11 protein-coding genes are annotated in these 12,362 nt (G+C 42.6%); 10 read left to right on the forward strand and 1 reads right to left on the reverse strand.

Translation table 11 applies throughout. From position 1 onward, the window contains the following. On the reverse strand, nt 1-104 hold a 104-nt coding region (locus ACMZ6Z_RS08150; protein ID WP_416132078.1), incomplete at its 3' end, for an IS630 transposase-related protein. A 446-nt stretch (nt 105-550) separates the two neighbouring features. Here ACMZ6Z_RS08150 and ACMZ6Z_RS08155 point away from each other — a divergent pair. The 10 genes from ACMZ6Z_RS08155 to ACMZ6Z_RS08200 form a co-directional block, all read left to right on the forward strand. Beyond that, nucleotides 551-847: a WXG100 family type VII secretion target gene (locus ACMZ6Z_RS08155; RefSeq protein ID WP_120171819.1), complete on the forward strand. Its 297-nt coding sequence runs from the start codon at nt 551-553 to the stop codon at nt 845-847. A 78-nt stretch (nt 848-925) separates the two neighbouring features. After that, on the forward strand, nt 926-4,177 hold the full coding sequence (esaA, locus tag ACMZ6Z_RS08160; protein ID WP_416132069.1) for a type VII secretion protein EsaA: 3,252 nt from the start codon (nt 926-928) through the stop codon (nt 4,175-4,177). 1 nt (nt 4,178) lies between these two features. Continuing rightward, the gene (locus tag ACMZ6Z_RS08165; RefSeq protein WP_416132070.1) at nt 4,179-4,643 is read left to right on the forward strand and encodes a type VII secretion EssA family protein; all 465 of its coding nucleotides are present in this window, start codon (nt 4,179-4,181) and stop codon (nt 4,641-4,643) included. 4 nt (nt 4,644-4,647) lie between these two features. Further along, nucleotides 4,648-4,890 carry a type VII secretion protein gene (locus ACMZ6Z_RS08170; protein ID WP_416132071.1) on the forward strand — a complete coding sequence of 81 codons (243 nt, stop codon included), beginning with the start codon at nt 4,648-4,650 and terminating at the stop codon, nt 4,888-4,890. Nucleotides 4,891-4,906: 16 nt separating this feature from the next. Then, nucleotides 4,907-6,070: a type VII secretion protein EssB gene (essB, locus tag ACMZ6Z_RS08175; RefSeq protein ID WP_416132072.1), complete on the forward strand. Its 1,164-nt coding sequence runs from the start codon at nt 4,907-4,909 to the stop codon at nt 6,068-6,070. A gap of 10 nt (nt 6,071-6,080) precedes the next feature. Beyond that, nucleotides 6,081-10,442, forward strand: a complete 4,362-nt coding sequence (essC, locus tag ACMZ6Z_RS08180) for a type VII secretion protein EssC (protein ID WP_416132073.1) — start codon at nt 6,081-6,083, stop codon at nt 10,440-10,442. Between the two features lie 13 nt (nt 10,443-10,455). Continuing rightward, nucleotides 10,456-10,782, forward strand: a complete 327-nt coding sequence (locus ACMZ6Z_RS08185; protein WP_416132074.1) for a DUF4176 domain-containing protein — start codon at nt 10,456-10,458, stop codon at nt 10,780-10,782. A 3-nt stretch (nt 10,783-10,785) separates the two neighbouring features. Next, nucleotides 10,786-11,220, forward strand: a complete 435-nt coding sequence (locus ACMZ6Z_RS08190) for a DUF5082 family protein (protein ID WP_416132075.1) — start codon at nt 10,786-10,788, stop codon at nt 11,218-11,220. Between the two features lies 1 nt (nt 11,221). Further along, nucleotides 11,222-11,506: a TIGR04197 family type VII secretion effector gene (locus ACMZ6Z_RS08195; protein ID WP_416132076.1), complete on the forward strand. Its 285-nt coding sequence runs from the start codon at nt 11,222-11,224 to the stop codon at nt 11,504-11,506. Nucleotides 11,507-11,516: 10 nt separating this feature from the next. Further along, a partial coding sequence (locus tag ACMZ6Z_RS08200) for a T7SS effector LXG polymorphic toxin (protein WP_416132077.1) occupies nt 11,517-12,362 on the forward strand: 846 nt, incomplete at its 3' end.

Genomic DNA, 12,362 nt, shown 5'->3' on the forward strand with positions numbered 1-12,362 from the left:
TCAAATAAAGCACAAGCTTCCTTCTTAGTATGCCCTGATTGGACGTAGTTAATAACACGTTTTCTAAAATCAATTCCGTAAGCCATAACTCTAGTATAACACATACTAATTAAAAACTAAAGTACTATATAAAGCTAACTACTTCAGTTGAGGTAGTTGAGGTGCTGGTGTATTTTAGAGGGATTTATTTCCGTAGACACAAAGGGGGGACATGGGTAAAGGAGTATGAGGGAATAGATATCCCCCCTCTCTCTTAAATCACCGCTGTGGTCAAGGGAAGTGAGTCTATAGAAATTGATACAATTTTATCGTTATGAACCCTTGAAATAGCTTGATTTCAAGGGTCTTATGACTATGGCCAGTTTTCCTTATGACTATCTTTTTTACCGATTAAGACAGTGAGTTTTTATTTGCACCCCCTGTGATTAAATCATTAAAAAGTAGGGGTATAAAAAGTGTTAAATTTTTTGTGAATTTGGCACAAAAATACTTGTAACAAGTTTCGTTTCATGATAGAATAAAATTATCAAATACAAAGGAGACCAACCTTATGTCAGGACAAATTCGTGTATCCCCAGAAACGCTTCAAAGTCGTGCTCGAGAGTATGGAAAAGCCTCAAATGATATCACAACAATTTTGAACAACTTGCAACGTCTTCAAGACACGCTTCGTAGTGAGTGGGAAGGTGCTGCATTCCAAGGCTTTGACAACCAATTTAATGAATTGAAGCCAAAAGTTCAGAACTTTGCAGAATTGATGCAACAAATCAATACTCAGCTTGATAAAACTGCTCAAGCCATGCAACAAAACGACCAAGATTTGTCTCGTAACTTTGGTCTTAATTAAGAAAAGACAAACACACGTGTTGGGTTGGGGAGGCTTCCTCAGCCCTTTTGTTATGTTATCCCCAAGGAGTAATGTGGTATGACCAGAAAAAAATTAATACTGATAGGCTTATTACTATCAATAGTCTCCATCGTTTCCTACTGGGGAATTATTAAGCCTAGCACTCTCTCGACGGAGTCATCAGAGCAGGTTGTGTCTAGAAATAACTCTCTTAAAATAGCGGTCGTTAATGAAGATGCTGGTATGCTTTACAATGGCCAGCAACTTAATATTGGTGAGTTGTTGACAACTTCCTTTGCTTCTAAGGGCGGTTACTCTGTCGAAGTGGTTAGCCGTTCCATCGCAGAGAGGGGACTTGAAAATAGTGTGTATCAGTTGATGGTTGTGTTACCCACTAAGTTTTCACAAGATTCACTTGCTTTGGAAAGTTCTTCTCCAGCTCAAGCAGAGTTCCAATATCAAATAAAGTCAGATAAAAACCATTTGGTGAAACAAGCTGAACAGGCAGTTGTCGATTTAAAACGTCTATTTAACCAAGATTTGATTCATATCTATTTCCTGAGTATTGTTGGTAATCTTCAGACTGCTCAAGGTCAAGTCGGTGATGTTGTTAGTGCTGACGGTAGAGTATTAAATAGTTTTGATAATAATCTAATAAGCCCCCTGACCATGTATTCCAGACAATTTACAGGTGTCTCGTCATCTCCAACAGAATTGTTGTCTGCTTATACCAGTTTTCAAAAAAGTCTGCTCGAGTCCAATGATGCCTTTACATCAATTATCGATGTCAATAAGGTTTATACAGCAGAACTTGAGCAGATAAAATCTTTGCAAGAAGAATGGCAGGAGTCTATTCTTAAGCGGGAAGAAAGTCTCAAAACCTATGATGATGAATTTTCAAAGTTGAGTGTTGAGGAACAGTTGAATCAATTGTCTGCTTTAAATGAACGTATGTCATCAGAAAATAGTAACCCTGAAATTCTAGCTGACACACAGACCAAAGCAAGCCAACTTAAGCAAGATGTGGAAACCTTTACGGCTAAGTTAAGAGCATTAAATGATAGTATTGATACTGTTCTGTCAGACTATGATAACAAAATATTGGCAGCTGTTAAAGAATCTTTGAAAGAGAGTCCATCCTTTAATATACAAGATCAAGCGGATACCTTGGGAAATTACTTGAAATCAATTGAATCTCTATTAACAGAAACATTTGAACAGGAGTTTAGTCGTTTTTCTGGCTATAGCGACCTAGCGATTGACGCCATGAATCTTTCTAAGGATGATAAACGGTATTTGAAATCACTTACTGCTTTTGCATCGACTTATGCAGAAAGGCATAGTCTTACTTCACCCCGATTAGAATCCATTAGTCATCAAGATACTTATTTTAATGATGCCAAAAACGTTGTTAAAAAAGCAGTTGCACAAGCCCAGCAGCTATCAATACCTTCTATTGAGGGAGAAGTTTCTGAAGTCCTATTGAGAGTACCAGAAGGTTATGCACTAAATGTTTCTGGTATCTCCGCTACTCATCTTGGTGGAGGAGAATATAGCTTAGCTATTGGCTCTCCGCTTAAGGATAGTATTGATATAACGTATTCACTCATCCCGAATGACGATACTTCTATCAATCTATTTAGTCCTTTAGTTGTGGAATTAATGGTCTCGACAAAGGAAAATTTTGAGTATGATAAAGTCGTTAACTCAACAGTTACTCTACCGCCAGCAACTGATGGAAGACAGGATACTTTCATACCAATTGAAGGCACAACAACAGGTTCTGAAACTCCCCCAACGGAAAATAGTAGCAGTTCTAGTAGTTGGGTTCAAGAAGAGACAATCAGTCGTGAAAATATCGATCGCGTTAATAAGGTCTTTCATCGAACTTATCATGCGTCCTCTGTCTTTTACCCTTATGGTGAGTATGCTCGTACCAACCATCTTGAAAGAGCAGTGGTTGCTGATTTACGTTCTTATTATGAACTGGCAGGTCTTATTAAAGCATTCTATGGTGAACAATTTAGAGATGGCTCTGGAACATTAGAGCCAAGTCCAAGTTCTCTGTTTGGTCGTATTAAACAAAAATACGATAATAAAGAAGAGCTTGAAAATATTGTGGCGAAGTTAATTCAAGACACAACAATTACTGAATTAAGAAATGCTTTAAAAACACCCGAAGAAACGATTGCTGAATTTGATGCCCTCATTCCAAAATCAGAAGAATTGTCAACTTACATAGACCAATTAAAATCAAATACAACAAAGTTGTTAGAACAATTAGCCACAACGGTTGAACAAACAAAAACGGTTGACGAGACCATTAAGAAAAAGCCAGTAGTTGTGGAACAAGAAAAGCGTGACAATACGGACTTAGTTACTGTCACAATGTCTATTAATAGTGACCTAGAGCGGTTGAAAAATGCGAGTCAGACATTGATGGATAATACGAAAGCCCATCAATTGGTTTCTGAGAGTATTCAGGGGCAGGTTGATCGTCTAGCAACAGATGTCAAGGCTCTAGAAACAGAAGGCAATAACTTATCTGGTCGGGTTGATGAACTCTACGGTGTAATGACCAAAGAGTATGGGGATAACGCAGAGTTTTTGAAATCCTTCTCAACTGTTTTGAGCAACACCAAAATTGGTAATAGCCAGAACAATGCTGTCTACGAGTATTTATCTAATCCAGTTGATGCCTCAAAAATCGAATCATTAGTGGGGTCGATAACTAAACAAGCTGACACCCGTCAAGATGAACGGTCAGGATTTCTGTTGATTCTGATGAGTTACCTTGTTGGTCTTGCAGCGTCCTATATTCTACAGCATAGTGACCGCTCTAAATGGTCTAAAATTGTTGATGTGATGGCTCGTCGCCATTGGACCAACAGTCTCTACCCATTTATCTTTTTGACAGGAGTAGCCTTCTTGACAGCGATTATCATCGGCGGTTTTGCAGGCTATCGCTTAACCCTTTCAGGAAGTCAGATGTTCTTGTTGATGATGCTGTTGGCTGTTTTGACGCAGTTTTTTGCTCACGGCATTAGTCATCTCAATCAGTACCTGAAGAGCTACGGTTTCCTCATCAGCCTATTCCTAGTTATGATGTATTTAATTAGTGCGGACCAGTTGCTCGACTCACATTATATCAGCCATAGCAGTTGGGTGTCCTTCTTGTCCCCGATGACCTACTTAGAGGGAATGCTGACAGCGTTTTTGAATAATAAAGAAGGGTGGACGGTAACCTTTATCCTAACGGTCCTCCTAGCAGGAGCAGTCAGTGGGTTAACCATCTACCATTACCAGGAGCTTGACGAATCAGGAGTGTAGTATGAACCGTCACTTTAGTCGTCTCCTTATCCTGTGTATCAGTGTTATCGTTATGGAGCCATCACTTGTCTTTGCCAATGATGGCTCTCTCCAGATTAACACGGATATTAATCAGGGGAAAGAGACCAAAGAAGTTTATTACATTGAGCAAGAGGCAGCGCTCTCTAAGCTCTTTCAAACAGAGACCACAGACACCATTAGTCAAAAGCAAGCAGTCGTCTCAGAGGAGGGAAAAAGCCTCAAAGAAGGTATTTTTCTTGAGGATTTGCCCTCAAATAATTGGTCAACGGATTATAGGGAATTGTTATTTAACCCTGAAACAGAGCTTGCGGTGTCAAGTGATTATGGTGTGCAGTTGACTGAGAAAAAGCCAGGTATTTCCTGGCAGATGTTAGCTTTATTTGGTTTGGGCATTGTGGTTATGAGCTGGTCGCTTTACCAAACCAGACGACAGAAAGGAAACTAATCAAATGTCATCTTATGTCAATATCAGTCTGGACTTATCTCTTGTTGGTTGTCCTTTGTTGGATTTAAGAGTGCCGACAACGATGGCTCTACAGGAATTATTACAGACGGTATCGGAGTCCTATGGCCTGGGCTTGGTTTTTAACAACCCTCTGGCTCGCCAAGGAAAGAAGGGGCAAGTCTTGTCACGTTTTCAGGAATTAACTGACTTACGAGATGGTGACCTGCTCGTGGTTGAGTCATTATAGAATAAGGAGAAGAGACGTGACAACAGTTATGAGAGAATTGCTTTTAGAAGAGGTTAAAGGGAATCAATCAGTGGCTTTCCAACTCTTGGAGGCTGAACAGCCCTTGTTTGTCAATCAGAAAGTGGCGATTGATGGCGAGAACCTCCAATTGGAATTGGTTCAGCCTGATGGAAGCTATGCTTGGGGTAGGCTTGTTGAGATGACACGAGAAGAGCAACTACGCCATTTTATCAATCTTGGTCAGGTGTTTGAACTTCTTAACCAAACCGTTTACACCTATGATTTCCATCCGAGTAAGGTCCTCTTTACCCTGAATGCTCTGCCGCTTTTAATTGAGCGAGGGGTTAAAGGTCAAGTACCGCCTTATGAGGCACTGACCGTTGAAGAATTTTTAACACGCTATCAGGCCATGATGGTGTCTGTATTGGACAAGAAGACCAGCTATGATACCTTAATTAATGGTAAGCTACCTTTTTACCGTGGCAATCTCTTCTGTGAGCAACTGGTGAAGGCAGACTCTTTAGCTGATGTCAGTACATTACTTCAAGCCGAGTATCAGACTGAGAAAGAGAAAAATAAGCAGACCATGACCGTGGTTACCAAGAGTCGCCTGGCGCGTTTGAAAGCAACCAGTATCTTAGCCGGTTTAGGAGCTGTATTATTAGCGGCAGGTCTAGGTTACGTTCTCTTGTCTTCCTTACCAAAACAAGAAATGATTAGTCAGACACGGTTAGCTTTTATCCAAAAGGACTATTCTAAAGTTGTAACAACGGTTAAAGCTGCGGATAGTAAGGTGCTCAGTCAGGACGATAAGTACATTGTTGCCTTGTCGGTTATCATGACAGAGCCGTTGACGGAAACCCAACGTCAGGAGCTCAGTAAAATTTCAACGCAGTCAAATGAGGACTATCTTCGTTATTGGATTTTGATTGGTCAGTCTAAGATTGATGAGGCCATTGATATCGCTAGTTTCCTGGATGATCCACAATTGCTCATGTATGGCATGACCAAGAAGATTGATGATATCCAACGTGACCCGAACTTAACCGCTGAGGAGCGTACCAGTCAATTAAACACTTATAAGACCAAGCTAGATGAGTTGAAGAAAACCTACCTGACACCAGAAGAAACAGCTGGTGCTGCAAGTGAAGAGACTCCTGCTTCAAGTGGACAAGAATAGGAGGTTGAATATGTTTTACATCATTACGGGTTCAACCGCCTATCCCTTATTTCCAGGAAGAACCTACACAATAGGTCAGCAGTCAGATATTGACCTCTCTTTATCAACACCAGTGACTCTTGAAGTCTTTGAAGAGGGCTTTCGTTTGGATGAGGAGACCTATCCAAATGGTGTCCATTACTTAAAATTGGATTCGGAACATCTTGTGACGGTGGTGTCACTTGAAAAGCGTCAGAGTGTTTATTTGCCAGACGGAATGCTTTATCTATCGTCAGATGAACAGGCGACGATTCAGGTGTCGATACCATCGCTAGAAGTTGTTTTAAGGTCTCAAGAAAACGGGTGGCAGCTTGTTGCCAACCAAGCCTTTTATCATAATGGTCAGCTGGTAGAGGATAAGACTCCTCTCCAAGACCACGATACCATCCTCTTTGCCTCAGGTTTATTTCTTTCTGTTATTAATAACCGCTTAGAGTTTTCGACCATTGGTGACTATCAGACGAGCTTACTCCCAGCAAAGTTGTCCGAACGAGACGATCGAGGGAGGGATTTTCATCGCTCTCCTCGAATTATTTTAAGAGAACCAGAGAACAAAATTTCAGTAGCGGCTGTTCCCACCCAATCGGAAGATACCAAGCAATCGCTATTTAAACTCCTCCTAACCCCCATCGCCATGATTGTGTTTACAGGGCTAACAGCTTTCCTTTTCAAAGGTGGAGGCATGGTCCTGATGATGACGGGGATGTCTGTCATTACCATTGGAACCTCGATTCACTCTTACTTTTCGGATAAGAAAAAGCATCGTGAAACGCAAGAGCAGAAGATTTCAGACTACTTGACTTATCTGGATGGCAAATACGAGGAGTTGGCCAGTAGTAAGGTAGAACAAGAGACAGCTCTGCTTTACCATTACCCAGCGACAACTGATTTGCTTGAGATGGCAGCGGCCATTGACCGTCGTATCTATGAGAAGACCCCATATCACTTTGACTTCTTGACTTACCGTTTGGGGCTCGGTCAAATTAAGGCGAGCTTTAGCGTTGATTACTCTGACTCAGAGATGACCAAGTACAATGAGGAGGCCAATCAAAAGGTCCAGGAACTCTTGGCTTACTATCGTCACTTGAACCAAATGCCTCTGCAGAATCAGCTTGGGTCGCCCATTGGTTATATCGGCTCTCGCCGAGTGGTGATTGAGCAAGTGCAACAACTCATGATGCAGGTGGCGACCTTCCAGAGCTATCATGATGTCCAGTTTGTGCCAATCTTCCGTGAGGAAGAGCTGCCGCTCTGGAATTGGAGCCGTTGGTTACCGCACACCCAGTTGAAAGTGTTTAACAGCCGTGGGTTTGTCTATAGCCAGCGGACACGTGACCAGCTCTTGACCTCGCTTTACCAGATTATCAAGGAGAGAAAACTGGACAGTGAGCAGGAAAAATCAAGTGAGAAGCAGTATGCCCCACGCTATGTTCTTTTGATTACCGATTTGAGCCTGATGCTTGATCACAACATCATGGAGTATATCAATGAAGACCTGTCTCATTTGGGCATTCACTATGTCTTTGTGGAAGAGGTGATTGAGAGCTTGCCTGAACATGTGAAGACAGTTGTGGACTACCGTGGGGATAAGAAGGCAACCCTGATTTTGCAGGAGGATACCTACCTCAATCAGACTTTTGTGCCACTCCCAGTGATTTCTCTTGAGGACAAGGAGGCGTTTGCCAGAAACATGGCAGGGATTACCCATGTTCAGACCATGCGGAACTCTATCCCTGATAGCATCACCTTCCTTGAAATGTATGGCGTGAGCAAGGTTGAGGAGCTAGACCTCTTGACCCGCTGGAAGGAGAACGAGACCTATCAGACCATGTCGGTGCCTCTTGGTGTTCGTGGTCGTGATGATATCCTTTACCTCAACCTGCACGAGAAGGCACATGGCCCTCACGGTTTGATTGCAGGGACGACAGGTTCTGGTAAGTCAGAGTTGGTGCAGTCTTATATCTTGTCTCTGGCAGTTAACTACCACCCTTACGAAGTGGCGTTCCTCTTGATTGACTACAAGGGTGGTGGGATGGCTAATCTCTTTGCTAAACTTCCTCATGTTGTGGGAACCATTACCAATTTGGATGGCAACCAGGCCAACCGAGCCTTGGTATCTATCAAGGCTGAACTCAAGAAGCGGCAGCGTATTTTCCAAGAAAACAATGTCAACCACATTAACCAGTACACCAAACTCTTCCAGGAGGGCAAGGTGTCTGAACCTCTGCCTCACCTGCTTATCATCAGCGATGAGTTCGCGGAGCTTAAAGCCAACCAGCCCGACTTTATGGACGAGTTGGTGTCGACAGCTCGTATCGGTCGTTCGCTTGGGGTTAAGTTGATTTTGGCGACTCAGAAGCCAAGTGGTGTGGTTAATGACCAGATTTGGTCTAACTCCAAGTTCAAGATTGCCCTTAAGGTGCAGGATGTAGCGGACTCTCGTGAGGTCATCAAGACGCCTGATGCGGCTGAGATTACCCAGACTGGTCGGGCCTACCTTCAAGTTGGTAACAATGAAATCTACGAGCTCTTCCAGTCAGCCTGGTCTGGTGCGGATTACAACCCAGACGGAAAGGCTGGTGTTCAGCGTGAGACGACGGTTTATGACATCACCGACAGCGGTCAGTATCGGGCCATTAACAAGGACCTGAGTGGTTTGTCCAAGCAGAAGGATGTCAAGAGCTTGCCGACGGAGCTGGATGCCATTGTGGAACAGGCTCATGAGATTTTTGAGAACCTCCAGATTCCTAAGGTTGCCAGTCCTTGGTTACCACCTTTGGCTGACCGAATCTTATCGCAAGACTTGCAGGAAACGGACTTTAGGACTTACTGGCAAGAGTCATCTGGGCTTAAGCCTCTCTTGGTGGGTTATCAAGATATCCCAGAGAAGCAGGAGCAGTCGCCACTTTACTTTGACATGGAACAGACCGGTCATATTCTGTTGGTGTCTAGCCCAGGCTTTGGTAAATCAACCTTCCTGCAGACCTTGGCGGTTGATGCCATGCGTAAGCACAGTCCAGGAGAAGTTCACTTCTACCTCTATGACTTCGGAACCAGTGGTTTGATTTCCCTGTCAGACTTCCCTCATGTGGTGGATTACTTCGCCTTGGATGAGACGGAGAAAATCCTCAAATCCATGCGTCGCCTCAAGCAGATGGTCAAGGAGCGTAAGAAGGCCTTGTCTAAGCTAAGAGCCACCAACCTTCGCCAGTACAACCAGTTGTCTGAAACCAGCTTCCCAACTCTCTTTGTCATGATTGATGGCTTTGATAGTGTTATGGATGCTCCATTTGCGGATGCTTTCTACGATGTGCTTAACGTCATCGCTCGTGACGGGGCGTCACTTGGCATTTATCTGGTGACGGCCCTGTCCCGCCTAAATGCCATGCGTCTCCAGCTCCAGTCCAACTTCAAGACTAAGATTTCCCTCTTCTTGTTTGACACTAGTGACCTGTCAGGTGTTGTTGGTCGTTCCAACATTGCTTTGGATGAAATCAAGGGTCGGGCCATCACTAAACTTGATGAGATTATCCAGTTCCAGGTGACTTTGCCTTACACCAGCCAAGCCTATGCGGACTACATCATTGAGGTGGGCAATGAGGTTGAAGCTATGAGGACAGCCTACACAGGTGAGTTGCCAAGTGGTATCCCGATGTTGCCTGAGAAGGTGAAAGCCGAGAATGTTGACCTGTCAGCCAAGGATCTTGTCTTTGGTTTGGATAGGGAGTGGGTTCAGCCGGCAGGGTTTAGCTTTGAGAAACCATTTATCATGGCCGCAGAAGGGCCATCCTTCATCAACAACTATTACAAGATTCTTGATTTCCAATTGAAACGTCTTTCTGACCGCTACAACACTGTTATTTTGGACAATAACGAGAAGATTCCTAACCAGTTGTTTGACGGGTTCAATCGCTTTGTGAACAGTACAGAAGTCAGTGATGTTCTACGAACCATTATTGGTGATTTGCAGGAGCGGGTCGCTAAGCCACAGGAGAGCTATCAAAACTGGTTAGTTCTTATCCCAGATATCGCTTTAACAGGGATGAGTGCAGGCTTGAGCGAGGCTGACCTGAAACTTCTTTTGGTTGAAGGACCTAAGTATGGTGTGACACCACTCTTTGTTGGCAGCTATCAAGACCTTGTGAATAACAGCTATGACACTTATGTCAAGCTCATGCTTCAGCTGGTGGAACAAGTTTTCCTTGGTGTTCGTATCAGTGACCAAAACCATACCCGTTACCCGTATATTAACAATGAGCCAGCACTTAAGCCCAACCAAGGCTATATCCTTTACCCAGAGGGATATGAGTTTGTGCAGTTATTAGAAATTTAGAGAGGATAAGAAAATGTCAGAAGTTACAATGTTGCCACTCGGTACAGTGGTTATTCTTAAAGGAAGTACTAAAAAAATGATGCTCATTGCTCGTTTAATTGCCGCACCAGTAGATGGGCAAATCTATCGATTTGATTATGGGGCTTGCCTTTATCCAGAGGGCTTGCTTGGAGATAATCTTATTTACTTTAATGATGAGGATATCCTAAAAGTTGTCCATGAGGGATTTCAAGATGAAGAAAATGAAGTGATGCTAGAGAATCTTCGATCAACTCTATCCAGTACTGAGATTCCTAAAGGAAAAGTATCTGATTTAGTGAATACTCAAGCAAAGGAGTAACAGATGGGAAAGGTTGACTATGACCAAATATATAGCTTAAGAAGGCAAATTAATTCTCACCAGAGTTCAATTAATGCGGCTTCTTCAGCTATTACCTCTATTGAGGAGAAACTAGGGCGTCTCCGTAATGTAAAAAGTTCGATAGTCTCTATTCAACAAGAGGTTAGTAATATAAAATTTTCCATTAAGCATAAGAATAATCGTCCTGGGTGGGAAGGAAAGAATAAGGACACATTGAATACTGATTGGGATAGTTTTATCAGTGAGTATGAGACATTTCAACGAGAATTAGATACTTATTTTGATTCTATCTGTGATGAGATTACTCGATTAGAGAATCAACAACAGGAGCAGAATGGTATTATAGGCTGGTGCTATAGCCAGATTAATAGTCTTGGAAACATGATTGAAAAACTATTCCATACAAAGGAGGGCTAAGATGTTTGGAATAATAGCCTTATCAGAAACTGTATTTCAGCCTCATATTAGTCAGTTGAAATCAACTCAGGGAAGTCTCGTTAATGTCAGTGCAAAATTTTATGAGTATACCTCTACATCATCAGCTCTTGATTTATATCGGGATCAGTTCAACGAATTGTCTGTTTTGATAACTGCTTATGCGAATTTTCTCAACAACGATATCGACTTGATGAATCAGAGCGGTCTGAGTTTGTTGGCAATGGATGCACAACTGGGTGGTCAGTTTGGAAAAACCACTCCTTAGGAGGATAGGAATGGCATATAAAATTCATTTTGAAGATATCACTAACGTTCAAAGAGAGGTTTCAACGACTATTACTGGCTGGGCGGAAGCTTTAGCAAGCATTGAGTCAGCGATGTCTCAGTTCATGAGTGATTCTGCTCTTCAGGGGCAAGCATTAAATGGAATGAAGAGCTATTTAGCAGAAGTTCATTATCCGATTATTTTGGTCTTGGGAACTTTAATGCAGGATTATTCCGCTTCTCTCTTGCTTTATAAAGACGGTTATTATAATATAGACGATGCTTCCAAAGCAAAATTGCCGGAGCAAAACCTTACGACTCTTAAGAGTGATTTGGAGGGGTCGCGTAATCATTTACAGAATCAGCTTGATTTATTGAGTACTGAGAAGGCCAAGATTAATGATATTTTGACCTATCGAGGGATGAGTCATACGACGACCATTATGAAGTATAATGCTTTGATTAATGATTTGAATAGACTTCATCAGAGTATTGCTCAATATGAATCTCAGCATACCATGCAAGATTTAGTGCCTTTCAAGGAGCTTTTAGCATCAACTAAACGCTTGTTGGCAAGTTATGGGAGTCAATCAAGGAATGTTGGTAGTTATCAACCTGGTTCTATAGGTCAGCTTCAACAAATGCAGGAAGTTGCGGCAGCTTATAGCAATGCGGTTAATCACTTATCAAATCGTACAGATCGGATTAAGACGGCTCAGGAACGTGATGCCGTTCGTTGGGAAGCCATTGCGGCCGAAGAGCGTCGTAATCAGGGTGTTCTAAATTTTGTGGTCGGTGCTTTAACGGTTGTAGGTGGTGTAGTAGCTATTGTAGCAACCGCAGGAGCAGCAACTCCA

The organism is Streptococcus pluranimalium, assembly GCF_047785705.1.
In the GTDB taxonomy this organism is placed as follows: Bacteria; Bacillota; Bacilli; order Lactobacillales; family Streptococcaceae; genus Streptococcus; species Streptococcus pluranimalium_A.

Bases quoted from the DNA above. Each gene is read 5' to 3' on its own strand.
- ACMZ6Z_RS08155 (WP_120171819.1), top strand. From the start codon at position 551: ATGTCAGGACAAATTCGTGTATCCCCAGAAACGCTTCAAAGTCGTGCT.
- essC (WP_416132073.1), top strand. From the start codon at position 6,081: ATGTTTTACATCATTACGGGTTCAACCGCCTATCCCTTATTTCCAGGA.
- ACMZ6Z_RS08165 (WP_416132070.1), top strand. From the start codon at position 4,179: ATGAACCGTCACTTTAGTCGTCTCCTTATCCTGTGTATCAGTGTTATC.
- ACMZ6Z_RS08185 (WP_416132074.1), top strand. From the start codon at position 10,456: ATGTCAGAAGTTACAATGTTGCCACTCGGTACAGTGGTTATTCTTAAA.
- ACMZ6Z_RS08195 (WP_416132076.1), top strand. From the start codon at position 11,222: ATGTTTGGAATAATAGCCTTATCAGAAACTGTATTTCAGCCTCATATT.
- esaA (WP_416132069.1), top strand. From the start codon at position 926: ATGACCAGAAAAAAATTAATACTGATAGGCTTATTACTATCAATAGTC.
- ACMZ6Z_RS08190 (WP_416132075.1), top strand. From the start codon at position 10,786: ATGGGAAAGGTTGACTATGACCAAATATATAGCTTAAGAAGGCAAATT.
- ACMZ6Z_RS08170 (WP_416132071.1), top strand. From the start codon at position 4,648: ATGTCATCTTATGTCAATATCAGTCTGGACTTATCTCTTGTTGGTTGT.